Genomic DNA, 25,567 nt, shown 5'->3' with positions numbered 1-25,567 from the left:
TTTAAACGACCACCAGATTGACAGATAACATCAAGTACAATCTGGTGGTTATGGCTTGATACTGAACATATCCTTAAGCCATTAGCACTTTCCCTAGATGGCTTACATGTCTTTAGTCTCAGGTCGAGGTTTGATGTCTTCCTCAGGCTGACTCTCAGACGTTGAGTCTGGCTCAGAATCAATGATTGGCACTGGTGGCACTTCGGTAATAGGAGATTCATCTTGACGCTGAGAGTCTGAACTTTGCTCATTTGGTAAAGGTTCAACGATAACAACAGGCTCCTCTGGTACGGCTATTTCACCTTCCGCAGAGACTACTGCTCCAGACTCTGGCGTTAGCGCGCCGAGATCTTGGTTGGCTGGACTTTCAACCGCATGTTTAGGTAATTGATTTCGATACAAATCAATCATACTCATCACTTCAGACAAGGCTTTGGCATGATCCGCTGTGAGAATACCATTGTGCCCAGAGACAATCTCATCCGACACAGCCAACACCCACACTGCCTGCATATTAGCATCGGGACAGGTTTGTACGCTGCGACGAGCCTGTAAGCGAGCGCGAATTTTCCAACCTGAATTGGCAAGAGTCATCATACAGCCAGGAATTTTATCGTGAGCCATCAGTGCCGAAGGCATCTTTATTGGGGTATTGCAGTTTCCACCAGAACATTTATCGATATCATGGGTAATTGCCCAAGAGTTACCCACAGCACGCTCGCCATCCTTGATATAATTGAAAGCTTCTTTTACCGCAAAATCCCCCTTAGATTGCAGCACAACCATACTCGGTTTTTGCCTATCCAAACTCACTAACTTATCTAAAGGTTGGTAATCCTTCGCAGGCACAGCGGGGTTTAACAACAAAAATAAATTGGGATTATCTTGGCCATTATCAATTGCAGCTTTAATACGATCCTTACTGGCGTGTAATACAACTGAACCGCCTAGGCTATGGCCTATAACGGTATAACGCAGTAATTGATGATTAGAGACTAAGCCATCTAGCTTATCAAATAACTGCGACAATCCCTGCTGACCAATGCGTTTAGCCACTCGTTTACGTTGCAAAATCGTCGGAAAATCTATGGGTTCAATTTGACTGGTTGCATCGTCCGAGCCGTCGAGCCAGAAAGGATCATATTTATCGCCACGCCAACCAATATAAAGACCCAATAAGTTACGTTGTTTATCTGATGCCGCCATTTGTCGGTAAAATTGTTCAAACGCCACAAAATTTTCATCTTTTGGATTAGCACTATGGTGCCAGCCATGAACGAAAATTAGCAACTCAGGAGCGATATCGTTATTGGGTTGTAAAATACGATCCCGTAAACCTTGCCACTGTCTATCATCATGAGCTTGGCCTTGATCATTAAACTCAATAACATGAAAATTTTGCTCCGCGATATCGGGACCGGGAATGTGATAAGCCTGATCTGGAATAAAAGGAAGTAAAATACAAAGAGATAACAACATTAAAAACAGTAGCTTGTACTGAGTAAACTTCTTGAGGCTCATTTATAACAACATAATCAACGGCCAGACTAGGCCAACATAGACGTGCTGAAAGGGGCTAACAGCAAAATTGCCCAAATTATACGCTAAGCCCATAAAGCCAGCTAGTGTCTCACCTACTTTTCATGTCAATCGAACACAGGGTTAACGCCATGTGTCTGGAAGTGCCACTTGTGCCCATAGCTCTTGGCATAATGGTTGGCTATGATGCCAATCACCACCTCGAAGCCATTTCACGAGAGTATCCCCCACCTGAGGATAAGCAATCGGATTTGGTGATGCCGCTTTAAGCCAACGCTTTAGCACATAAATATCAAGCGTCATCATGCTATCTGCGGCGGCAAGCAATTGTAATGCGGCCACATTTGATAACTGTTCAAACTGCCCAATCAAAGGTTTTACCAATAGTTTTTTCCCTAATGTTAACGCCTCGCTGGCAAGTTCAAACCCTGCATTACCAATCACGCCGCCGCAACTCGCTAGATGTTGCTTAAAACCATCACGGTTAAAGCCATACCATTGGATATGTTTGGCTGTTTGCACCTGAGGTTGCTGGCTGTGATACACCAAGAACTGATAGTCAGAAAAAGGAGCCAGAAAACTGGCTATCGTATCCACATCTTCAAAGGGTAAGTACACAAGGATTTGGTGAGTATGCTCAGAAGAACAGGGAACGACCTCAACAAAGGGGGGCAATATCGGAAACCCGAAATGGTGCCAATGGCAACCGAGCGCCACATCCACAGGCGCAAAGTACATAAGCAACAACTCGTTAAGCCAAGTATTCCCCATTTTAGGCACAGGATGGATCAGCGCAGCTTGATGGCTAATGCCAATTGATGGCACGCCTTGACGCCGTGCAGCCCAAGCAGAAATAGGCTCGAAATCATTAAGAACCAGATCGTAACAACTTAAATCTAAAGCTTGAATATCTTTCATTAAGGATAGTGATAAGTTCTGTCTCACCGTTTGTGGCAAATTAAGCCGCCCAGAATGAGTCGCAAACGTCATTCCTGTTTGCACACGATAATCACCAAAACATTGCATATCAAAGTATTGATCCGGCTTACGCCCAGAGAATAAAAAGTCCACTTTAATATCTTGCTCCATCAGCGCCTTAGCCATCACTCGAGCACGACTTAAGTGGCCATTCCCTGTGCCTTGAACTCCGTAGAGTATTCGCATTCGTTATCCTTTAACCAATAAATATGAAAGATGTTGGTAATAAAATGAAGTGGTACATTTAATAGGATGTGAGTTAAATCAGTTGATGAACGAGTAATACAACTCCAGCCCCTAGTGAAGCCCCGGCCATGATATCTAAGGGATAGTGCACTCCTAATGCAACACGCGAACAACTAACACCTAGCGCCCATAAATATGCTGCGGGAGCGGCAACGGGATAAATCTGCGCCACACTTGTCGCCATGATAAAGGCCGCTGCCGTATGGCCAGATGGCAAACTAAAACGATCCGATGGCTCAAAGCCACTTTCAAACCCCACTAAGGCGTGGCATGGACGAGTTCGCCGAATGCTATTTTTCAATAATAAATACAGCGGCAATTCAACCAGAAAACTCACTAACATTAAATTGAATAGCGCCTGCCCCTGAGAATGAGCCAACATCAAACCTACAGATAAATACAAGTACAGATGTCCATCGCCACTCGCAGATAGTCGCTTGGCATAGGCATAAAGACCATGGCGATCAGTAAAGGCGACAATACAACAAAAAAATCGCTTATCTAAGTCTGCAATGTAACTCAACATAAAACAGGCTCCTTGCTGGTATACCAGCGAGTTTTACTGCAATGTGAATCCGCATTCTCTGTGTCGCTTTACTAAAATGCTCAAATTCAGTAATAGATTCTTTGCTTTGAGGCTTGGTTTTTAATACTTGTCTTGATGCTCATATAACACCAACTCAAGTACGATGTTGTTAAAATGAGACTAAAAAATCGCTATGACGCCTCTGTGACATCTAGCCTAAAGTTTTATGACAATAATGACCGTTGGTGCGCTGAAATAACCGATTAGCAGTGATTTGCTGAAATAAGCGGTGGGAATAACGAAGGAGTGTTGTTCTAAATTGATATGCCTCAAGTTTAGAACAACACGTCTCGATAAAATTTAGGCTATGGCGTTTGGATTTGCCTTAGCACGGTAAATTTTCGTCAAATGATAAATGTTAATACAGGCAACAAACGCATTCATCCCTGCTACTGGCCAAGCTGAAATAAACACACCATAGATAACAAAGAGTGTACATCCCACAAAATTCAACCAGCGTAACCAAATGATATTCTTCATCATTAGAGAGATTGCCACCATTACAGAGGCAAAATAACCAATAATTTCAATCGTATTTATAGCTTCCACAGGCACCTCTCGAAGGCCCTCTACCGTCCATAAGCATAACGGGGGGTCCATGCCCCTAAAGCAAATTAAGTTAAGTAAGTTAATTTAAACTTGGGATATAATAACAAATCACGCAACAGAGTTGTAATAAAAAACCGTTATTTAATGACTAATATCAAGTTTTTGGCTTGAATTCCGATTATATGAAGAAACTTTACCACTAAAGTGTTAACGAGCTAATGGCAACAATACCGTGATTGATAACACTTTTCTTTTCAATAATCCCTTTTATACTGGCGTAAACTCGCTAAACTGTACGCAACGCGGATCAATAGGAGTGTAAATATGGAATACAACACCTCAGAACTATGTGACATGTACTTAGATGTCGTAGATGTAGTCGAGCCCATGTTCAGTAACTACGGTGGTTGTAGCTCTTTTGGCGGTTCTATTAGCACCATTAAGTGCTTTGAAGACAACGGCCTAATTACCGAAGTCTTACAAGAAGATGGCCAAGGTAAAGTCTTACTCGTCGATGGCGGCGGCTCATTACGCCGTGCTCTTATCGATGGCGCTATCGCAGAGCTTGCGGTTAGCAACAACTGGGAAGGCATTATCGTTTACGGTTCTGTACGCGATGTGGATGCACTAGAAGAATTAGACATTGGCATTCAGGCTCTAGCCTCGATTCCAGTGGGTGCAGATGGTAACTCCGTAGGTGAAGTCGAAATTCCCGTCAATTTTGGCGGCGTGACTTTCTTACCAGGTGATCATATCTATGCTGATAACACTGGTATTATTTTATCACCTGAACCACTCGATATTGAGTAGTCTAAGTACTGTTTGATGAAAGCCAGCTAAGCTGGCTTTTTTTATTATCTATTTTATCCAATGACCATTGAATAACCGCCCTAGCCTACGTCACAATAAGTTATCTTTGGCTCAATAAGAATAATCATATGCCCGAATTTATTCCTTTTACTCATGCCGATGTTGCGATGCTTGTCAACTCAAGAGCAGGTGAAACCAAGCTAGGTCAATGTGTGCATACTGCAAATCAAGAGCATACTTTAGATGTGATTCTTCACACAGCCAAAGCTCATGGTGCTCAGTTTGCAATTTTGGGTGTCGGTGAGGACATAGGGCCACGTGCTAACTTCGGCCGCAGCGGTGCAACAGATGCGTTCACAACCAGTATGCAGCAATGGCTCAACCTGCAATCGAATCGTTTCCTTTCCGGCGCCGAATGCCTAGTGCTAGGCCAAGTTAACACCGCCGATCTGCAGCAACAAACCACGAGCAATACAACAGCTAACAATGACGTCACCTTAGATGAATTACGCGATGCGGTAGAACAACTCGATGAGCGCGTGATCCGTATCGTCAGTGCAATTTTAAAAGCGGGTTTAGAACCCATACTCATCGGTGGTGGCCATAACAATGCCTATGGTTTGTTGATGGCAACCTACGGCCATTATCAGCGCCAAGTCGCGGCGGTGAATCTCGATCCCCATTCGGATTTTCGTCTGCTTGAAGGTCGTCACAGCGGCAATGGCTTTAGCTATGCTGCCGACCGTGGCGCCTTAGGTTGTTACCATGTACTGGGATTGCACGAGTTAAAAAACAGCGAAACAAACCTAAGCCAGCTCACTGAATTTGGCGGCACTTGGCATAGCTTGCAACAGATTTGGGTTCGCCGCGAAATCAGCCTCAACCAAGCCTTGCTTGAGATTGCGACCAAACTCAATAACACAGGTTTACCCGTAGGCTTAGAACTCGACGTCGACGCTATCGCTAAAATGCCTAGTAGCGCCTCAACTGCAGCAGGTGTGCCGCTGCTCGATGCTGCGCATTATGTCAATTATATCGCCCGTCACTGCCCTTGTGCTTATTTGCATTTAGCTGAAGCGGCACCGATCTGTCACGAGGCAGGCATAGAAGCTGGATTTAGGGATGTAGGTCAAAGCCTAAGTGAACTTATTTATGCCTATGTTCAAGGCCGCATACAATATTTGGCACAATAACATGTGCAGGTAACGTCTAACTACACGCTAAGCTATTCAACAAATCTTGATATTGTGGTCTAATGCCTGTCCGTTTTATGTGGTCGTAGGCACATAACTTGTTGTGCTATACCAAGTGGCGTAAACAAAGACACTGACGTTAGTTTACTAACTCGATCACAGAGTGATAGATCAAAGATTCAGCAAATGCAGGCGATGGCATACACTCGCAGCTAATACATTGCAAAACAATAGGAACACATTGATGTCTGAGGGCGAATCTAAAAGTACCCACTTTGGTTACAAAACTGTAGAGGCCGATAAAAAAGCCGAACTCGTTGCCGGCGTGTTTCATTCTGTTGCCGCTAAGTACGATATCATGAACGATGTAATGTCCTTCGGCATCCACCGTTTCTGGAAGCGTCATACCATTGAGGTTTCTGGTGCTCGCCCTGGTATGAAAGTCTTAGACTTAGCAGGCGGCACAGGCGATTTAACTGCAAAATTCTCTCACTTAGTGGGCGATAAAGGTGAAGTGGTGTTAGCCGACATTAACGATTCGATGCTGAAAGTCGGCCGCACTAAGCTGCGCGATAAAGGTATAGTCAACAATGTCAGTTATGTACAAGCGAATGCAGAAGCACTGCCGTTTCCCGATAACCACTTCGACATTATTACCATCGCCTTTGGTCTACGTAACGTGACCGATAAAGATGCGGCGCTACGTTCAATGAACCGCGTGCTTAAGCCCGGTGGCAAGTTATTGGTGTTAGAGTTTTCTAAGCCTCAGCATGAAATCATGCGTAAAGTGTATGATTTATATAGCTTCAAAGTCTTACCTAAGATGGGTGAACTCATCACTAAAGATGCAGATAGCTATGAATATTTGGCGGAATCGATTCGCATGCACCCAGATCAAGATACTCTGAAGCAAATGATGGTTGATGCAGGCTTCGAACAAGTCGACTACACCAACATGACCGACGGCATTGTCGCATTGCACCGTGGTTATAAGTTCTAATGATGCCGCAAGAAGTTGTGTTACTTGCCTGCGCTGCAATTGAAACAGGCCTGAAAAAGCTTCAGGCCCAAGCGGGCGGTGATTATTCGCGCCGACGCAATCTACATGGAAAAGTATTTCGCATCCAATTATCACAACTTAGCTGGCCGATTTATTTGATCTTTGCCAAAGAGATCCAAGTACTCAGCCACTACGAAGGCGAGGTCGATGTCAGTCTACATGCCGATGCAACGACACTTTACCGTGTGACGGAAGGGGCTAACTTAACCGAATTAATTAAACAGGATAAACTCAAACTAGAGGGCGACCTCAATTTATTACAAAGTTTTAGCCAATATCTACGTGGTATAGAGTTTGATTTTGCGGAGCCCATATCACGCTACTTAGGTGATGCCGCCACCCATAAACTCATCAGTACAGGCCATCAGGCAAAGAATTTTGCCCTCGATGTTTTACGCAAAACTCGCTCCCATTTAGGTCAACTTGCAGTTGAAGAGTATCGCCTCGCACCACACAAAATTGAATTAGTTCATTTTCGCGATCAACTGGATGATTTAGTCAGTGATACTCTTGCCCTTGAACAGCGAATAATCCAATTAAGAGACCACATTAAGCCATGACCCTTACCAGTATCCGCCGCGGTTACCACGTCATAAAAACCCTGCTTCAATACGGGTTAGATGAAGTCCTGCCGCCAAAGATGACCCCTTGGTACTTTACACTCGCTCGTAGCAGCTTATTTTGGATACGTAATAAACATAAAAGCAAACCCGGTGGTGAACGCTTAAAACTGGCAATGCAAGAGCTCGGCCCTGTTTATATTAAGCTCGGACAAATGCTCTCAACCCGGCGCGATTTATTGAGTGATGAATGGGCCATTGAGTTAGCCATGCTCCAGGACAAAGTCCCTCCCTTCGATGGTGTGCTCGCTCGCAAAGCAATTGAAGCCGAGTTAAAAGCATCGATTGAATCTTTGTTTGATGACTTTGATGAAACGCCATTGGCCTCTGCATCTATTTCCCAAGTTCATACCGCGACGCTCAAATCAAATGGTAAAGCCGTAGTATTGAAAGTGCTCCGCCCTAATGTAGAGGCTAAAATTCTGGCCGACCTACAGTTGATGTCACAAACTGCTAATCTGCTTGAATATTTTCTTGGTGAAGGTAATCGCTTACGCCCAGCTGAAGTGATTGAGGACTATCGAGTCACCATTTTAGGCGAGTTGAATTTGAAGCTAGAAGCCTTAAATGCAATAAAGTTACGCAATAACTTTCTCAACTCAGATGCACTTTATGTCCCTTATGTTTATGAAGAGTTTTGTTACCCGCGTTTAATGGTAATGGAGCGCATTTACGGCATCCCAGTCTCCGATATTGCCGCCCTAAAAGCACAAGGTACAAACTTTAAATTACTAGCAGAACGCGGGGTTGAGCTATTTTTTACCCAAGTGTTCCGCGATAATTTTTTCCATGCAGATATGCATCCGGGGAATATTTTTATCTCCCGCGACCATCCCGAGAATCCTTACTACATAGGCCTAGACTGCGGCATTATGGGCACACTCAGCGAAGTCGATAAGCGCTATCTGGCAGAAAACTTCCTCGCATTCTTTAATCGCGATTACCACCGAATCGCCCAACTTTATATTGAGTCAGGTTGGGTATCAGAAAAAACGGATCTACAGGCTTTCGAACAAGCAATCAAAGTAGTTTGTGAACCTATGTTTAACAAACCACTCGATGAAATATCCTTCGGCCACGTGCTATTAGAACTCTTTCGCACAGCACGCAGCTTCGATATCGTAGTACAACCACAACTGGTATTACTGGAAAAAACCTTACTTTATATCGAAGGTCTCGGACGCCAGCTTTACCCACAGTTGGACTTATGGCAAACCGCGAAACCCTTTTTAGAACATTGGATGGCTGAGCAAGTGGGGCCTAAAGCGATGTTTAAAAAGGTATCCACAAAACTGCCATATTGGTCTGATAAACTACCTGAATTCCCTGAACTAATTTACGACAACCTTAAGTTAGGCAGGAAATTGCTGAGTTCTCAGCAACAAATGCTAGATAAGTATCTGAAACATCAGCAGCAAGCTCATAAAAGCAATTACATGCTTATCACTTCTGCGGTTTTATTGATCTGTGGCACGTTATTATTCAACCAAGACGCTACACTGTGGTTCCCTTACGTATGCTTAACTTCAGGCGTACTTATGTGGTTCATCGGATGGCGATCTAGGCCAAAGAATCGTAAATTTTAGCTAGCACTAATTAATCAGAGGTTCATAATAGAACCGATTTCAATTAAGAGGATACCTTCATGGGTGGCATTAGTATTTGGCAACTTCTTATCATTGCCTTAATCGTTGTCTTATTGTTTGGAACGAAGAAATTACGCTCTTTGGGTGGTGATTTAGGTGGTGCGGTTAAAGGCTTCAAAAATGCAATGTCTTCAGAAGAAGATAAAAAGGCATTAGAAGATACCGAAGCAGCTAAAACAGCGCAAACAACTCAACAGGCGACTGAAAAGAAACCTGAGTCTAACAAAGAACAGGCGTAACTCTATTATGTTTGACGGTATCGGCTTTATGGAGCTGCTGCTGATCGGTGTTTTGGGGCTAGTCGTTCTTGGCCCCGAACGTTTACCGGTCGCGGTACGTTCGGTTACAGGTTGGATCCGCGCGATGAAACGCATGGCCAACTCAGTCAAAGAAGAGCTTGAGCAGGAGCTAAAGATTGAGCAATTACATGCCGATCTTAAAAAAGCTGAAAGCAAAGGGTTATCTAATCTTTCGCCTGAACTCAAAGAGTCCATTGAACAGTTAAAACAAGCGGCGCAATCCGTAAACCGTCCTTATCAAGTTCAAGACTCTTCATCCCAAGGGACGGCTGCACCGGATAATCAAATTCACAGTCCAGCTCAAGTGAGCCAGACCAATCCGACGACCCCATTAGAGACAAGTCAACATTTGACGTCTCCCGCCGCTCACAATGAGCCATCTCAGGGCGTGGATACCAGTTCTAACCCGAAAGCCAACGGATAATTCATGTCGCAACAGCAGCCACTTATCAGCCATTTGCTTGAACTTAGGTCCAAGCTGCTAAAATCCATTGCTAGCGTGTTATTGGTGTTCATTTGCAGTGTGTACTGGGCAAATGATATCTACCATTACATGGCAATACCTTTAATGCAGTCTTTACCGCTTGGTGGCAGTATGATTGCGACAGATGTCGCTGCGCCATTTTTTGCGCCTTTTAAATTGACGCTCGTTTTATCATTTTTTGTGGCTGTGCCTTATGTGTTATTTCAAATTTGGTCCTTCGTTGCACCGGGTTTATATAAACATGAAAAACGCTTAGTGATGCCACTGCTATTCAGCAGTACCGTATTGTTTTATCTCGGCATTGCCTTTGCCTATTATATTGTATTTCCTGTTGTTTTTGGATTCTTTGCTAATAATGCACCGGAAGGAGTTCAAGTTGCGACGGACATTACTAGCTACCTAAACTTCATTTTGAAGCTTTTCTTTGCCTTTGGCCTATCCTTTGAAATCCCCATCGCAGTCGTTTTACTCTGCTGGGCCGGGGTCACAACTCCTGATGACTTAAGACAAAAACGCCCCTATATTGTTGTTGGCGCCTTCGTTGTTGGTATGCTATTAACACCACCTGACGTCATCTCGCAGACTATGCTTGCTGTACCAATGCTGCTATTGTTTGAAGGTGGTTTATTCGCCGCTCGTTTTTACAGCAAACCTAGCGACGAATCGGACGACGAAGAACAAACCAATAGCTAACGTCTTAGCTGGCGTTAGAGAAAATATAATAATAAGGAAGATTCTCATGCGCTTAACTATTATGGCTGTAGCTATAGCTATGGTATCAGTGCAAGCTAATGCCAGCATTGAACAGCAGCTAACCCAATGTGCCGCAACGGCGGATAAACTTGAACGCTTAATTTGCTATGACAAACTAGCAGAAAGCGTCAAAGGTGTAACACCAGCCATAGTAAACACTCAAGCTCCAACCACAATGACAATTGTTGCACCGGTTTCAGAACTGGCGGCTACCGTTGCAACAACGTCACAAGCACCTGCTGCGAATATTGCCGATGACTTTGGAATGGAAGCTAAGCGCATTCAAGAAAATACTGTAGATAAAATTTATTTGGAAGTTCAATCTACAACTGAAGATGCCTACGGCGCGCTTAAAGTCACTTTCACCAATGGTCAAATTTGGAAACAAACTGAAGGCCGTAAGTACAACTTAAAGCAAGGCGAGACGGTTTATATTGAAAAGGCAGCTTTAGGTTCTTTCTTAATGGGTACTGATAATCGCAATGCCAAAATTCGGGTGAAACGCCTAAAATAATGCCCTCATATATAGATATCGCTGTCAATTTACTTGGCAGCGCACTCGAGCCAGAAATAGCATCAATCATACAAGCAGCGGCGAGCCAAGGGGTTTCGCCGTTAATTGTTATTGGCAGCGATTTAAGTGAAAGTGCAGCCGCCATTACCCTTTGTAAACAATATCCGAACCAACTTTATTGCACTGCAGGTGTACATCCCCATCATGCGAGCACTTGGAATACCGATTCAAGTAAGTTACAAGCTCAGCTTTGCCAAGCACCTCAGGCCGTTGCTATTGGTGAGTGTGGTTTAGACTATAATCGTGATTTTTCACCAAGACCTATCCAGCGTCAGGCTTTTATCGCCCAACTGGAATTGGCGGTTGAGTTGAAAATGCCCGTACTGATGCACGAACGGGACGCTCATGAGGATTTTATCGCTATTCTACAAGAATATAGGCCACAGCTTACGGGTGCATTACTGCATTGCTTTACTGGAACCCATGCACAAATGGAGACCTACATTTCGCTCGATTTACACTTAGGCATTACTGGCTGGGTGTGTGACGAAAGGCGAGGCCAAGAGTTAGCACAACTCGTCCCCTTTATTCCACAAGAACGCTTACTGATAGAAACTGACAGCCCTTATCTTCTACCAAGAAGCATGCGACCTAAGCCAAAATCGAGCAAAAACAAGCCGGAATACCTCCCCTATATTGCAAAATACATTGCAGATTTGAGGGGGGAAAATGCAGATGAATTTGCTGCACGCTGCTATCAAAATAGCTTAGCGTTTTTTAATTTGAGTCGAGATAATGGCTAAAGTAAGTCGCTTTCTTTTATTCTTTCTTGGGCTGCTAACGTCTGTAACTTCCGCTGCGGCTTTACTCCACATCGACACAGATACACCAACACCACTGAACTTAACTCCTTGGCTACAGGTAAGTCATCCTTCAACAACGCAATTGGCAGATATCCAGAATCTGTCTAAACAAGAATGGCGTAACTTTACCAATAAAGATATTCAAAAACTTAGTCAACATAACTTTTGGCTAAACATCAGTTTGAATAGTACTGATGAAAGTCTTTCACGGATCTTAGCCCTAGATAATCCTTTGTTAGATAAAGTGACTATCTACCACCTCATTAATCAAAAACCATTCAACGTAGTTTATATGGGAGATAGTCTGCCTTACTCTGAACGGCCGTTACTCAGTAATATTTTCCTCTACCCTTTCAAAATCAGTGCTAATGAAGAACACACTTTTTATCTGCATATTGAAACGGAAGGCAGCGCAGCAGTCCCACTCTACCTCTGGTCTGCAAATGATTTGGCACAAATAGCAGAATCAACAGCCGTTGAGCATGGATTTCAATTAGGGGTGTTAGCTGCTATAGGCATTTTTAGTCTTTTTATTGCTGTCGCTTCAGGATCTTTCAGCTATAGCTACTATTCTGGTTATGTGCTTAGCATGACTTTACTCGTCGCAACGATTAACGGCTTCGCTTTCCGTTTTATTTGGCCAGAATGGCCTATGTTGCAACAAATTATGGTGCCTATACTACTACCTGTAGTCATGGCATTCGCGTTGATGTTTACCGAAAAGATTCTGCAACTCAAATACTATAATCGCCATATGCTGCTTATTTGCCGCTACAGTGCTGTATACATTTTACTCGTTGGGCTATTACTGCCATTTATCCACTATGGCACAGCCTTATACATTGAGATTATTTCAGTCGCCATTCTCAGCCTCATCCTTATGGTGCTTGCTATTATGCAAGCCATTAATGGACATAAACTTGCCAGACTTTACACTATAGGTTGGGTCAGCATGCTAACAGGGGCCTGTATCAGTAGCCTGCTATATCTGAGCGTGATTGATTTAAATATGAAACCTCAGACACCAGTTATGCTCGGACTCACCTTTGAGATCATCTTCATGTCCCTCGTACTTGCAATCCGATATAACGATGAACGTAAGGCAAAACTGCGTATTCAGCAAGAGGCATTAAAGCAAGCCCAGAAAATTCGTAGTGCTCGAGAAGAAGCCCTGAAACTAGAAGCTGAAACCAATGAAAAGCTGGAGCAAATGGTGCAAGAGCGCACCTTAGAGCTTGAGATTACACTAAGAGAATTACACGAAGTAAATCAAAAACTCACAGAACAAAGTACTATCGATAGTCTCACTGGTGTTAAAAACCGCAGCGCTTTTGATAAACGATTGCTTGCAGAAAGCCGGATCAGTCGCCGGCAAGAAACTCCTATTGCGGTATTAATGCTTGATATAGATAAATTTAAATCAATCAACGACCAGTTTGGCCATTTAGCAGGCGACCAAGCATTAAAGATTATCGCTCAAACATTACAACAAAACTTAAAGCGTCCAACGGATCTAGTATCACGTTTTGGTGGTGAAGAGTTTGCTATCATCCTCCCCAATACAACTGCAGACGGTGCACTTCAAGTTGCTGAAACTATAAGAGATGCAGTAACGTCAATTGGTTTAATGTGGGAAGGAAAACCCATCCCTCTCACCGTCAGTATAGGTGTGAGCGCAGATATAGTCGCCAGCGATCAACACAGTACAACCTTACTTGAACAAGCAGATAAAGCGCTCTATCAAGCAAAAAATAGTGGGCGTAATCAAGTGAAATTATATTCTTCTGCAACAGCAGAACCTAATTAGGAGTCAGAAGTGAATATTATTACCAGTGCTTTTCCACAGCGCAGAATGCGCCGCATGCGTAAACATGATTTTAGTCGTCGATTGATGGCCGAAAATCATCTAACGGTCAATGACTTGATTTACCCAATGTTTATCCTTGAAGGTACTAATCGTAGTGAAAAAATTGCCTCTATGCCAGGTGTCGAACGCTACTCGATAGACTTGCTACTGAAGGAGGCTGAAGAACTGGTTGAGTTAGGTATTCCATTGATCGCACTTTTCCCTGTGACACCTGCAGAGAAAAAGACATTAATGGCAGAAGAAGCCTATAACGCAGATGCCCTAGTACAACGTGCTGTGCGCGAGCTCAAAAAAGCCTTTCCACAGCTCGGCATCATGACGGACGTGGCACTAGATCCCTTCACCACTCACGGTCAAGACGGCATCATAGACGAAACCGGTTATATCCTTAACGATATCACAACCGACATTCTCGTGAAGCAAGCGCTATCGCATGCAGAAGCTGGCGCAGATATCATTGCACCATCAGATATGATGGATGGCCGTATTGGTGCAATACGCCAAGCACTTGAAGCGGCTGGTCATGTGAACACCCAAATCATGGCTTACTCAGCAAAGTACTCATCAAGCTACTATGGACCATTCCGCGATGCTGTCGGTTCAGCAGGCAATCTAAAAGGAGGCAATAAACACAGCTACCAAATGGATCCTGCAAACAGTGATGAAGCATTGCACGAAGTCGCACTGGATATTCAGGAAGGTGCAGATATGGTCATGGTCAAACCTGGTATGCCTTATTTAGATATAGTGCATCGTGTCAAAACCGAACTTGCAGTGCCAACATTCGCTTATCAAGTCAGCGGTGAATACGCCATGCATATGGCAGCAATCCAAAACGGTTGGTTGGCAGAAAAGGCGATCGTGATGGAGTCCCTACTCTGCTTCAAACGTGCGGGAGCCGATGGTATTCTCACATATTTCGCCAAACGCGCAGCTCAGTGGCTTAAAGAAGCCTAGACGCAGTTTGAATGTGGGAAGCAAGAGCAGCCAGATGGCTGCTCTTTTTGTATCTGCAATTTTTAATACCGATTACATTCTTATGGATGACCACCCACATTTGGCCCCCAAAAGACATTCATCCACGTACAGTCAGGCAACAGCAATTATCTATATGGCGCAGTGTGTCCGGCAATGAGGGCGACACAAGCGATTATTGCGCCGCATATGTACGAGCATTTAAAGCTGATTTCAGCCGCCACCGCATTTGGGCACCATGCTCTGCTCATCATGGACGGCGCAGGCTCGCATCAACAAACTTTGATAATCTCACGCTTCTCAAGTTACCCCTTATTCACCGGAGTTAAATCCGATAGAGCAGGTATGGCAGTGGCTACGTCAAAATATGTTGGGCAATTGTTGTTTTAGCGGCTATGCCGACATTGTCGAGCAGTGTTCCATCAAACATGGGTGGACGTTATTTTTGCCCCAGCTTAGCTGGCGAGTCGACATCGAGGTAAGTTTTCGCGAAGCGGATAAACACAAAAGCCCTAGCGGTTTAGGCTAGGGCTTTTGTGTTTATTTTGGCGCTTGGCGATGACCTACTCTCACATGGGGAGACCCCACACTACCATCGGCGCGATTGCGTTTCACTTCTGAGTTCGGGATGGGATCAGGTGGTTCCACAATGCTATTGTCACCAAGCAAAAAATTGTTTTCTAGGAAAAGGCACTAGATTGTAATGGTGCTGATACCCAGAATCGAACTGGGGACCTCATCCTTACCAAGGATGCGCTCTACCGACTGAGCCATATCAGCAATTCTTTATCATCAGTGATGATTATCCATTTTTGATTTCACTTTTATCGAAAAGTAGAAACCTAAATTAGGCGCTTGGCGATGACCTACTCTCACATGGGGAGACCCCACACTACCATCGGCGCGATTGCGTTTCACTTCTGAGTTCGGGATGGGATCAGGTGGTTCCACAATGCTATTGTCACCAAGCATATTCGGTTTAAACAAGGTATCAGGGCGCGCTTTGCGCTTCTAGGAACTAGAACCTAGGACCTGCTGTACCTTATTTAATAATTCGGAAAGCTGATTGTTTTTTGAGTTCAAGTACACGGATGTACTGTGTGTCATAAATGCAGGAGCATTTTATGACCACACTTTATTAAGTGTTTATATTCTGTCTAAGGCTTCTTTGTAAAACCCATCTGGGTTGTATGGTTAAGCCTCTCGAGTCATTAGTACATGTTAGCTCAACGCCTCACAACGCTTACACACCATGCCTATCAACGTCCTAGTCTCGAACGGCTCTTTAGTGGACTTATAGTCCAAGGGATGACTCATCTTGGGGCTCGCTTCCCGCTTAGATGCTTTCAGCGGTTATCGATTCCGAACGTAGCTACCGGGCAATGCCATTGGCATGACAACCCGAACACCAGCGGTTCGTTCACTCCGGTCCTCTCGTACTAGGAGCAACTCCCCTCAATCATCCAACGCCCACGGCAGATAGGGACCGAACTGTCTCACGACGTTCTGAACCCAGCTCGCGTACCACTTTAAATGGCGAACAGCCATACCCTTGGGACCGACTTCAGCCCCAGGATGTGATGAGCCGACATCGAGGTGCCAAACACCGCCGTCGATATGAACTCTTGGGCGGTATCAGCCTGTTATCCCCGGAGTACCTTTTATCCGTTGAGCGATGGCCCTTCCATTCAGAACCACCGGATCACTATGACCTACTTTCGTACCTGCTCGACGTGTATGTCTCGCAGTTAAGCTGGCTTATGCCATTGCACTAACCGTACGATGTCCGACCGTACTTAGCCAACCTTCGTGCTCCTCCGTTACTCTTTGGGAGGAGACCGCCCCAGTCAAACTACCCACCAGGCACTGTCCCTAACCCCGATTAGGGGTCTAGGTTAGAACATCAAAACTACAAGGGTGGTATTTCAAGGACGACTCCATCAGGACTAGCGTCCCAACTTCATAGTCTCCCACCTATCCTACACATGTAGGTTCAATGTTCAGTGCCAAGCTATAGTAAAGGTTCACGGGGTCTTTCCGTCTAGCCGCGGGTATACGGCATCTTCACCGCAATTTCAACTTCACTGAGTCTCGGCTGGAGACAGCGTGGCCATCATTACGCCATTCGTGCAGGTCGGAACTTACCCGACAAGGAATTTCGCTACCTTAGGACCGTTATAGTTACGGCCGCCGTTTACCGGGGCTTCGATCATGAGCTTCTCTTGCGATAACCCAATCAATTAACCTTCCGGCACCGGGCAGGCGTCACACCGTATACTTCCTCTTGCGAGTTTGCACAGTGCTGTGTTTTTGATAAACAGTTGCAGCCACCTGGTATCTGCGACTCCCGTCAGCTTAGAGAGCAAGTCTCATCACCAACAGGAGCGTACCTTCTCCCGAAGTTACGGTACCATTTTGCCTAGTTCCTTCAGCCGAGTTCTCTCAAGCGCCTTGGTATTCTCTACCCGACCACCTGTGTCGGTTTGGGGTACGATTCCCGCTAACCTGAAGCTTAGAAGATTTTCCTGGAAGCATGGCATCAACTACTTCAGTCCCTTAGGACCTCGTCATCAGCTCTCAGTGTATAGCAACCCGGATTTGCCTAAGTCACCCACCTACCACCTTAAACGCGGACTACCAACGCCGCGCTAGCCTAGCCTTCTCCGTCTCTCCATCGCAGTTAGCGGAAGTACAGAAATATTAATCTGTTTCCCATCGATTACGCCTTTCGGCCTCACCTTAGGGGTCGACTCACCCTGCCCCGATTAACGTTGGACAGGAACCCTTGGTCTTTCGGCGAGGGGGTTTTTCACCCCCTTTATCGTTACTCATGTCAGCATTCGCACTTCTGATACCTCCAGCGTGGGTTACCCCTTCACCTTCAACGGCTTACAGAACGCTCCTCTACCGCGCAACCCTAATGGGCTGCACCCGTAGCTTCGGTGGTATGTTTAGCCCCGTTACATCTTCCGCGCAGGCCGACTCGACTAGTGAGCTATTACGCTTTCTTTAAATGATGGCTGCTTCTAAGCCAACATCCTAGCTGTCTAAGCCTTCCCACATCGTTTCCCACTTAACATACACTTTGGGACCTTAGCTGACGGTCTGGGTTGTTTCCCTTTTGACGACGGACGTTAGCACCCGCCGTCTGTCTCCCGAGTAGTACTCATTGGTATTCGGAGTTTGCAAAGGGTTGGTAAGTCGGGATGACCCCCTAGCCTTAACAGTGCTCTACCCCCAATGGTATTCGCTCGAGGCGCTACCTAAATAGCTTTCGAGGAGAACCAGATATCTCCCGGTTTGATTGGCCTTTCACCCCCAGCCACAAGTCATCCGCTAATTTTTCAACATTAGTCGGTTCGGTCCTCCAGTTGATGTTACTCAACCTTCAACCTGCCCATGGCTAGATCACCGGGTTTCGGGTCTACACCTTGCAACTAAACGCGCAGTTAACACTCGGTTTCCCTACGGCTCCGCTATTCGCTTAACCTCGCTACAAAATGTAAGTCGCTGACCCATTATACAAAAGGTACGCAGTCACGGTCTCAAGGACCGCTCCCACTGCTTGTACGTATACGGTTTCAGGTTCTATTTCACTCCCCTCACAGGGGTTCTTTTCGCCTTTCCCTCACGGTACTGGTTCACTATCGGTCAGTCAGGAGTATTTAGCCTTGGAGGATGGTCCCCCCATATTCAAACAGGATGTCACGTGTCCCGCCTTACTCGTTTTCATCTACGGTTAGTTTTCGTGTACGGGGCTATCACCCTGTGCCGCTGGACTTTCCAGACCATTCCACTAACACCCCATAGACTTAAGGGCTAATCCCCGTTCGCTCGCCGCTACTAGGGGAATCTCGGTTGATTTCTTTTCCTAAGGGTACTTAGATGTTTCAGTTCCCCTCGTTCGCCTCATGTAGCTATGTATTCACTACATGATGACCGCTTATGCGGCCGGGTTCCCCCATTCGGACATCGTTAGCTCAAATGCTTGTTACTAGCTCGCCAACGCTTTTCGCAAGTTACTACGTCCTTCATCGCCTCTGACTGCCAAGGCATCCACCGTATACGCTTAGTCGCTTAACCATACAACCCAGATAGGTTTCTTTTTCGCTTGCCACTCCTCTTGTTATGCGGCGTTGCAAGTCTCATTCCTCAATCATGTAGCGCTGCTACACTCATTCGTCATTCAACTTACGGCCTTGCCTAACAAGCGATTGGCTGCGCTTATCTTATCGAAATAAGAAAAAACACATCTCGAATTGTATTGCGACCAGCTTGGTTTTACTTGTCTCACTTCTGACCAAAGAAGTGGACGCGCCTTAGACTTGAATATTCAAGACACTTAATAAAGTGTTTGAGAACTCAATGTTCAATGCTTTCGCATTAAACTTTTTGTAATTAATCACATGACAGACTCATGCCATTAATTACTATCAGCTTTCCAAATTGTTAAAGAGCGGGCTTAAAAAAGCCAAAGATAATTTTTAAGTTTATCTTTGGCATCTCTAACCATAATGCAGTAAATGGTGGAGCTATGCGGGATCGAACCGCAGACCTCCTGCGTGCAAGGCAGGCGCTCTCCCAGCTGAGCTATAGCCCCATTTACATGCAGTGCGAGTAAATAAGATGTTCCAAACCTCTTAAAGGATTGGTTTGCCAATCATTTCTTATCAAGGCGGACAGTGGCGACGTTTAGTTCACTAAACGAGTCACTTTCCAACGCTGAGAAGGAAGGATTGGTGGGTCAGAGTGGACTTGAACCACCGACCTCACCCTTATCAGGGGTGCGCTCTAACCAGCTGAGCTACAGACCCATCTTATTGATAAATCTACAACCATCCAGAACCACCGACCTCACCCTACTCTTTATGAGGGGATTGGGGTGCTAACCAGTTAAGCTACAGACCCATCTTATTGATAAATCTACAACCATCTAGAACCACCGACCTCACCCTACTCTTTATGAGGGGATTGGGGTGCTAACCAGCTGAGCTACAGACCCATCTTTTACTCTTTCTTCTATCAAGCAAATCTGTGTGAACACTCAAAAGCATCGAGTTAGTCGTATAGGTAAGGAGGTGATCCAGCCCCAGGTTCCCCTAGGGCTACCTTGTTACGACTTCACCCCAGTCATGAACCACAAAGTGGTGAGCGCCCCCCCGAAGGTTAAGCTACCCACTTCTTTTGCAGCCCACTCCCATGGTGTGACGGGCGGTGTGTACAAGGCCCGGGAACGTATTCACCGTGGCATTCTGATCCACGATTACTAGCGATTCCGACTTCATGGAGTCGAGTTGCAGACTCCAATCCGGACTACGACGAGCTTTGTGAGATTAGCTCCACCTCGCGGCTTTGCAACCCTCTGTACTCGCCATTGTAGCACGTGTGTAGCCCTACTCGTAAGGGCCATGATGACTTGACGTCGTCCCCACCTTCCTCCGGTTTATCACCGGCAGTCTCCCTAGAGTTCCCACCATTACGTGCTGGCAAATAAGGATAGGGGTTGCGCTCGTTGCGGGACTTAACCCAACATTTCACAACACGAGCTGACGACAGCCATGCAGCACCTGTCTCACGGTTCCCGAAGGCACTAAGCTATCTCTAGCCAATTCCGTGGATGTCAAGAGTAGGTAAGGTTCTTCGCGTTGCATCGAATTAAACCACATGCTCCACCGCTTGTGCGGGCCCCCGTCAATTCATTTGAGTTTTAACCTTGCGGCCGTACTCCCCAGGCGGTCTACTTAATGCGTTAGCTTGAGAGCCCAGTGTTCAAGACACCAAACTCCGAGTAGACATCGTTTACGGCGTGGACTACCAGGGTATCTAATCCTGTTTGCTCCCCACGCTTTCGTGCATGAGCGTCAGTCTTTGTCCAGGGGGCCGCCTTCGCCACCGGTATTCCTCCAGATCTCTACGCATTTCACCGCTACACCTGGAATTCTACCCCCCTCTACAAGACTCTAGTTCGCCAGTTCGAAATGCTATTCCTAGGTTGAGCCCAGGGCTTTCACATCTCGCTTAACAAACCGCCTGCGCACGCTTTACGCCCAGTAATTCCGATTAACGCTCGGACCCTCCGTATTACCGCGGCTGCTGGCACGGAGTTAGCCGGTCCTTCTTCTGTAGGTAACGTCACAGATGAGCCGTATTAAGACTCACCCTTTCCTCCCTACTGAAAGTGCTTTACAACCCGAAGGCCTTCTTCACACACGCGGCATGGCTGCATCAGGGTTTCCCCCATTGTGCAATATTCCCCACTGCTGCCTCCCGTAGGAGTCTGGGCCGTGTCTCAGTCCCAGTGTGGCTGATCATCCTCTCAGAACAGCTAGGGATCGTCGCCTTGGTGAGCCATTACCTCACCAACTAGCTAATCCCACCTAGGTTCATCCAATCGCGGAAGGCCCGAAGGTCCCCTCCTTTCCCCCGTAGGGCGTATGCGGTATTAGCAGTCGTTTCCAACTGTTATCCCCCTCGACTGGGCAGATCCCTAGGCATTACTCACCCGTCCGCCGCTCGCCACCTCAGAAGTAAACTCCCTTGTGCTGCCGCTCGACTTGCATGTGTTAGGCCTGCCGCCAGCGTTCAATCTGAGCCATGATCAAACTCTTCAATTAAAGTTTTGTTGCTTCCGTCTTTCGACTTCAGCGGCTCAATGAATTCTGATTTTTTGTTTCCGCTTTTAAAAAGCGAAATCAAAATTATGTACATATTGCTATGAACACTCATTGTTACATTGATTAATTCTTTGACTGCCAACCCGAAGGCTAAGCAGTTTCGATTAACTCAACACCTGTGAGTGTCCACACAGATTTGCTTGATATATTGTTAAAGAGCGTTGACCATTCGCTTACACACTTCAGTGTTTTCAGCGGGTCAGGGCTGCGTATTCTACGCATTCCCGTTAGTGCGTCAAGTAGTTTTTTCAACTTTCTCAACACTCATCGTTTAGCTTGCTAACCGATGAACTGCATGGCTTTCTTTGCTTAACTTGCGTTTCGCTGTCTGCCCTGTCAGTGGATGCGCATTATAGGCAGCGAAACTTTTTGTGCAAGGGCTTTTTCATGCCAGCTGAACTGTACGTCGATATTTTAGACATCATGTTTAATTTTTGACTATTAATGATTATTCATAAAATTTTAAAATCGCTATTTATCTAATAAATGATAAATCACGCTCAATTTTTCGGCAGAACTCTAGTGTAAAAGTAAATAATTCATTACCATATACTTGCTGTTAACAGTTATTTATCAATTTCCCATTCATCAGAGAGCATTCTTATGCAAAAGTCATTTCTTATTGTCTTGATTGTCGCCATTATTGGCGCAGTAGCACTATCTCAGTTCGCAACGCCATTATCAGCTATTGCTTTTGTCGCTGGCGCTATCATTGCAAGTCTTGTTTTTAAATTTGTTCCAGAGACTTCATCATCTCATGCTTCAGAAGAACAATATGTTGGCCCTACTATGACCTTATATGTAGGTAACCTGCCTTATCGTGTTCATGAGGGTGAAGTAAAAGTATTATTTGGCGAATTTGGTCCAGTTAACTCTGTACGTTTAGTCAGAGATCGTAAGACAGGTCGTCGTAAAGGTTTTGGTTTTGTGGAGATGTCAGAGTCTGGCGCACAAAAGGCCATGGTCAAATTGAACGACTATAATTTCCAAGAAAGAACCTTGAAGGTAAGAGAAGCTAAAACACAGGATTCCGAAGGTACAGAGCGAACTGGTACCGACGAGTAGTCCTAGATATGTAAATTGAACTTAGTTGATTGTGGCAATTCGCTCAATAGCTGAAAAACCACAATCGGCTAATGTTGATGATAATCCTTCGCTTATTTCCGCTTTAGTATAATACGCCGACATACTTGCTTTACTTCCCATCGTTTTATTATCCAGCACCCCGCTTTCCTGTGCTAAGAGTGCTACTACTCGCTTTGCAATCGCTTCACAAGAATCTAATAAGGTGACACCAGCACCAAGCACAAGTTGTAATTCATTACGGATCATGGGGAAATGTGTACAGCCCAAAACAAGTACATCAAGATCGGCTGCAACAACTGGTGCTAATATGCGTGCTAGCCTTTCTATATTTAGAATGCCAGTTGCAACTTTTTGCTCTGCCATCATAACTAATTCTGAGCAACCAAAAAGTTCAACATGGCACCCATCTGCAAACTGGCTGATCAGTTTATGGGTGTAGTGCCGCCTCACGGTACCTGGTGTAGCCAAGAGACCAATACGTTTACTCTTAGACATTAGGGCCGCAGGTTTAATAGCGGGAACAACGCCCACTATTGGTATTGAGAGTTTTTCGCGTAATGCGGGCAATACAAGGGTACTTGCAGTATTACAGGCAACGACGACAATTGCAGCATCAATACGAATCGCGAGTTCTTCAATTAATGTTACACAGCCAGAAATTAATACCTGCTCCTCAAGCTCACCATAGGGTAATCTCGCATTATCGAAAAGATAACAGTACTCTTTTTGGGGAAGAAGTTTACGAATTTCCGCTAGTACAGATAGACCACCAATCCCAGAATCAAACACTAATATAGGTCGCGACAATTGAGTCTCCAGTCCTGGTTACTATGAATAAACTACAAAAAGAGAGTGAAATGTGAGCTTAGTGATCCAATCCGTGTATTCAATCGCAACGACAAACTCAATGCACGGTAAAACATCTCACTAGCGGAGCGGATTTTCCCACAGCTTTGTCCAAACCGCAAAAGCAAGATACTGGACATTCGTGTCACCTAGTATAATATTTGCGCCCCAATTTAAAGCTACGGTGAATCGACAATGAATTTAGCAGCAATGGATCCCCAGACTTATGATGCGCAGTTGGAAGCAAAGCGTATCAAGCTAGAACAAGCCTTTGCCCAATTTGAAACACCGAGTGTTGAAGTTTTTGCCTCAGAGCCAGCTAACTACCGTATGCGCGCGGAATTCCGCATGTGGCATGATGGTGACGACTTATACTATTACATGTTCGATAAAGTATTGAATGAGAAAGTACGTTGCGATCAATACTTACCAGCTAGCGTGCTCATCAATCAAATGATGTCGGCATTGATTGCAGAGTTAAAACCGAATCAGAGTCTAAGGCACAAACTGTTCCAAGTGGATTTTTTGTCGACTCTTAACGGTGAGATATTAGTTTCTCTGCTTTACCATAGACAACTCGATGACCAATGGCTTGCAGAAGCCAACATGCTAAAAACTAAGTTAGGTCATCAATTTAAGGTCAATATTATCGGGCGCGCCCGTAAGCAAAAAATCGACTTAGATAAGGACTTTGTGGTTGAGTCATTACAAGTCAATGATAAAACCTTCTTATATAAGCAGATAGAGAATAGCTTTACCCAACCGAACGCTAAAGTAGCAGTCAAAATGTTGGAGTGGGCAATCGATGTCACTCAAGATAGCCAAGGCGATTTGCTTGAGCTTTACTGTGGCAATGGTAACTTTTCAATTGCATTGGCCCAAAACTTTAATCGCGTACTTGCGACTGAACTTGCGAAACCCTCGGTAGAGGCCGCGCAATACAATATTGAGGCTAATGGCATTAAAAATCTGCAGATTATCCGTATGTCGGCTGAAGACTTTAGTGATGCTATGGCAAAAAAACGCAGTTTTAGGCGTTTAGAAGGGATCGATCTTGATAGCTATGTTTGTAATACTATTTTTGTCGACCCACCACGCGCTGGAATCGATCCTGATACTTTGGCCTTAGTGCAAGGTTACGAGCGGATTTTATATATTTCCTGTAATCCTGACACCTTAAAAGACAATCTGGAACAACTGTACAAAACCCATAGAGTCACACGATTTGCCCTATTTGATCAGTTCCCCTACACCGATCATATGGAAACAGGTGTTTTGCTGGAACGTCGTTAACCATTAACCTCGAACCAATAAAAGCAAAAGGAGCCCGAGGCTCCTTTTGCTTTTAACAAATATCAAACTAACGATGCTCTACCTTGTGTTGTAATGCTTCAGCCCCTTTGGCGACCATGCGCAATTGCATCACAAGTTGGTCGGCGAGTATCTTACGGTCTGCACGTTTCATATCGAGTGCCGATGCACCTGCATTAAATACTAAGGTGACTAAAGCTTCGGCTTGCGCTCTGGCCAATATCGGAGTCCGACCTGCAGTAGCCTCGGTGTAATGTGCTAGTTCTGAAATAAAATGTTCAATTTCACGGGCAACCGCAGCCCGAAAAGCCGCTGACGTACCAGAGCGTTCATGCAGCAGAATGCGGAATACGTTTGGATTAGAATCAAGCACTTCCATAAAAGTATCGACAGAAATACGGATAACGCTGCCACCCGCTTCTGCGCGCTGACGTCCTTTACGCATCATTTGTCTTAACGTTAACCCGCCCTCGTCCACCATAGTGAGGCCGAGTTCGTTCATATCCTTAAAATGACGATAGAAAGATGTCGGGGCGATATTAGCCTCGCGTGCCACTTCCCGTAAACTCAAGCTCGAGAAACTGCGCTCGGCACTTAGCTGATTAAAGGCCGCATCGACTAAGGCTCGACGAGTTTTCTCTTTTTGTTGCGCTCGAATACCCATTCTT

At 45.2% G+C, this 25,567-nt stretch carries 20 protein-coding genes, 3 tRNA genes, 4 rRNA genes and 1 pseudogene; 15 read left to right on the top strand and 13 right to left on the bottom strand.

Going from position 1 to position 25,567, the window contains the following annotated elements:
* Positions 1 to 102: 102 nt before the first annotated feature.
* From MZ182_RS02235 to MZ182_RS02220, 4 genes are all read right to left on the bottom strand, one after another.
* On the bottom strand, positions 103 to 1,521 hold the full coding sequence (locus tag MZ182_RS02235) for a thioesterase (RefSeq protein ID WP_248068567.1): 1,419 nt from the start codon (positions 1,519 to 1,521) through the stop codon (positions 103 to 105).
* Positions 1,522 to 1,662: 141 nt separating this feature from the next.
* Positions 1,663 to 2,703 (bottom strand): MJ1255/VC2487 family glycosyltransferase, encoded by a 1,041-nt coding sequence (locus MZ182_RS02230; protein ID WP_248068564.1) that lies wholly within the window; start codon positions 2,701 to 2,703, stop codon positions 1,663 to 1,665.
* A gap of 73 nt (positions 2,704 to 2,776) precedes the next feature.
* Positions 2,777 to 3,289, bottom strand: a complete 513-nt coding sequence (locus MZ182_RS02225) for a phosphatase PAP2 family protein (RefSeq protein ID WP_011790900.1) — start codon at positions 3,287 to 3,289, stop codon at positions 2,777 to 2,779.
* A gap of 360 nt (positions 3,290 to 3,649) precedes the next feature.
* Positions 3,650 to 3,898 (bottom strand): YgjV family protein, encoded by a 249-nt coding sequence (locus tag MZ182_RS02220; RefSeq protein ID WP_014609726.1) that lies wholly within the window; start codon positions 3,896 to 3,898, stop codon positions 3,650 to 3,652.
* A 324-nt stretch (positions 3,899 to 4,222) separates the two neighbouring features.
* On the opposite strand from MZ182_RS02220, the gene rraA reads away from it, so the two are divergent.
* The 13 genes and pseudogenes from rraA to MZ182_RS02155 form a co-directional block, all read left to right on the top strand.
* Entirely contained in the window at positions 4,223 to 4,708 is a 486-nt protein-coding gene (rraA, locus tag MZ182_RS02215; RefSeq protein WP_011790902.1) for a ribonuclease E activity regulator RraA, read from the top strand.
* Positions 4,709 to 4,836: 128 nt separating this feature from the next.
* Entirely contained in the window at positions 4,837 to 5,901 is a 1,065-nt protein-coding gene (locus MZ182_RS02210) for a formimidoylglutamase (RefSeq protein ID WP_248068561.1), read from the top strand.
* A 244-nt stretch (positions 5,902 to 6,145) separates the two neighbouring features.
* Positions 6,146 to 6,901 carry a bifunctional demethylmenaquinone methyltransferase/2-methoxy-6-polyprenyl-1,4-benzoquinol methylase UbiE gene (ubiE, locus tag MZ182_RS02205; protein WP_011790904.1) on the top strand — a complete coding sequence of 252 codons (756 nt, stop codon included), beginning with the start codon at positions 6,146 to 6,148 and terminating at the stop codon, positions 6,899 to 6,901.
* Positions 6,901 to 7,521, top strand: a complete 621-nt coding sequence (locus MZ182_RS02200; protein ID WP_248068558.1) for an SCP2 domain-containing protein — start codon at positions 6,901 to 6,903, stop codon at positions 7,519 to 7,521. Before ubiE ends, MZ182_RS02200 begins: the two co-directional genes overlap by 1 nt.
* Positions 7,518 to 9,167: a ubiquinone biosynthesis regulatory protein kinase UbiB gene (ubiB, locus tag MZ182_RS02195; protein WP_248068555.1), complete on the top strand. Its 1,650-nt coding sequence runs from the start codon at positions 7,518 to 7,520 to the stop codon at positions 9,165 to 9,167. The genes MZ182_RS02200 and ubiB overlap by 4 nt, the downstream gene beginning before the upstream one ends.
* Before the next feature lie 59 nt (positions 9,168 to 9,226).
* On the top strand, positions 9,227 to 9,466 hold the full coding sequence (gene tatA, locus MZ182_RS02190; protein WP_011790907.1) for a Sec-independent protein translocase subunit TatA: 240 nt from the start codon (positions 9,227 to 9,229) through the stop codon (positions 9,464 to 9,466).
* 7 nt (positions 9,467 to 9,473) lie between these two features.
* On the top strand, positions 9,474 to 9,950 hold the full coding sequence (gene tatB / locus MZ182_RS02185) for a Sec-independent protein translocase protein TatB (protein WP_011790908.1): 477 nt from the start codon (positions 9,474 to 9,476) through the stop codon (positions 9,948 to 9,950).
* Between the two features lie 3 nt (positions 9,951 to 9,953).
* A complete protein-coding gene (tatC, locus tag MZ182_RS02180; protein WP_011790909.1) occupies positions 9,954 to 10,703 on the top strand; it encodes a twin-arginine translocase subunit TatC in 750 nt (249 codons plus the stop codon).
* A gap of 46 nt (positions 10,704 to 10,749) precedes the next feature.
* The gene (locus MZ182_RS02175) at positions 10,750 to 11,277 is read left to right on the top strand and encodes a hypothetical protein (protein ID WP_011790910.1); all 528 of its coding nucleotides are present in this window, start codon (positions 10,750 to 10,752) and stop codon (positions 11,275 to 11,277) included.
* Positions 11,277 to 12,080, top strand: a complete 804-nt coding sequence (locus MZ182_RS02170) for a TatD family hydrolase (protein WP_011790911.1) — start codon at positions 11,277 to 11,279, stop codon at positions 12,078 to 12,080. Before MZ182_RS02175 ends, MZ182_RS02170 begins: the two co-directional genes overlap by 1 nt.
* Positions 12,073 to 13,947, top strand: a complete 1,875-nt coding sequence (locus tag MZ182_RS02165; RefSeq protein WP_011918537.1) for a diguanylate cyclase — start codon at positions 12,073 to 12,075, stop codon at positions 13,945 to 13,947. The genes MZ182_RS02170 and MZ182_RS02165 overlap by 8 nt, the downstream gene beginning before the upstream one ends.
* A gap of 9 nt (positions 13,948 to 13,956) precedes the next feature.
* Positions 13,957 to 14,964: a porphobilinogen synthase gene (hemB, locus tag MZ182_RS02160; RefSeq protein WP_011790913.1), complete on the top strand. Its 1,008-nt coding sequence runs from the start codon at positions 13,957 to 13,959 to the stop codon at positions 14,962 to 14,964.
* Between the two features lie 89 nt (positions 14,965 to 15,053).
* A pseudogene (locus MZ182_RS02155) lies at positions 15,054 to 15,511 on the top strand (transposase); the annotation flags it as partial.
* Positions 15,512 to 15,532: 21 nt separating this feature from the next.
* Here MZ182_RS02155 and rrf (MZ182_RS02150) read toward each other — a convergent pair.
* The 7 genes from rrf (MZ182_RS02150) to MZ182_RS02120 form a co-directional block, all read right to left on the bottom strand.
* Positions 15,533 to 15,648: ribosomal RNA gene (gene rrf, locus MZ182_RS02150) — 5S ribosomal RNA — on the bottom strand.
* A 38-nt stretch (positions 15,649 to 15,686) separates the two neighbouring features.
* Positions 15,687 to 15,762, bottom strand: a tRNA-Thr gene (locus MZ182_RS02145).
* A gap of 73 nt (positions 15,763 to 15,835) precedes the next feature.
* Positions 15,836 to 15,951: ribosomal RNA gene (gene rrf, locus MZ182_RS02140) — 5S ribosomal RNA — on the bottom strand.
* Between the two features lie 221 nt (positions 15,952 to 16,172).
* A 23S ribosomal RNA gene (locus tag MZ182_RS02135) occupies positions 16,173 to 19,065 on the bottom strand.
* Between the two features lie 441 nt (positions 19,066 to 19,506).
* A tRNA-Ala gene (locus MZ182_RS02130) sits at positions 19,507 to 19,582 on the bottom strand.
* A 137-nt stretch (positions 19,583 to 19,719) separates the two neighbouring features.
* A tRNA-Ile gene (locus tag MZ182_RS02125) sits at positions 19,720 to 19,796 on the bottom strand.
* Positions 19,797 to 20,053: 257 nt separating this feature from the next.
* Positions 20,054 to 21,596, bottom strand: a 16S ribosomal RNA gene (locus MZ182_RS02120).
* Together the 16S, 23S and 5S rRNA genes with 3 tRNA genes alongside form the textbook arrangement of a ribosomal RNA operon.
* A gap of 663 nt (positions 21,597 to 22,259) precedes the next feature.
* On the opposite strand from MZ182_RS02120, the gene MZ182_RS02115 reads away from it, so the two are divergent.
* Positions 22,260 to 22,721, top strand: coding sequence for an RNA-binding protein (locus tag MZ182_RS02115; protein ID WP_011790915.1), 462 nt, complete (start codon positions 22,260 to 22,262; stop codon positions 22,719 to 22,721).
* A gap of 21 nt (positions 22,722 to 22,742) precedes the next feature.
* Here the strand turns inward: MZ182_RS02115 and murI are convergent, their stop codons facing one another.
* Complete coding sequence (murI, locus tag MZ182_RS02110; RefSeq protein WP_248068883.1) at positions 22,743 to 23,549, bottom strand: glutamate racemase; 807 nt, start codon at positions 23,547 to 23,549, stop codon at positions 22,743 to 22,745.
* Positions 23,550 to 23,783: 234 nt separating this feature from the next.
* Here murI and trmA point away from each other — a divergent pair, with 234 nt between their 5' ends.
* Complete coding sequence (gene trmA / locus MZ182_RS02105; RefSeq protein WP_248068885.1) at positions 23,784 to 24,881, top strand: tRNA (uridine(54)-C5)-methyltransferase TrmA; 1,098 nt, start codon at positions 23,784 to 23,786, stop codon at positions 24,879 to 24,881.
* 67 nt (positions 24,882 to 24,948) lie between these two features.
* Here trmA and fabR read toward each other — a convergent pair whose 3' ends face one another.
* Positions 24,949 to 25,563, bottom strand: coding sequence for an HTH-type transcriptional repressor FabR (gene fabR / locus MZ182_RS02100; RefSeq protein WP_011790918.1), 615 nt, complete (start codon positions 25,561 to 25,563; stop codon positions 24,949 to 24,951).
* Positions 25,564 to 25,567: the final 4 nt, after the last annotated feature.

The organism is Shewanella sp. JNE2, from assembly GCF_023159115.1.
Lineage (GTDB): Bacteria > Pseudomonadota > Gammaproteobacteria > Enterobacterales > Shewanellaceae > Shewanella > Shewanella putrefaciens.
This window is presented reverse-complemented; position numbering and strand designations above follow the sequence as displayed.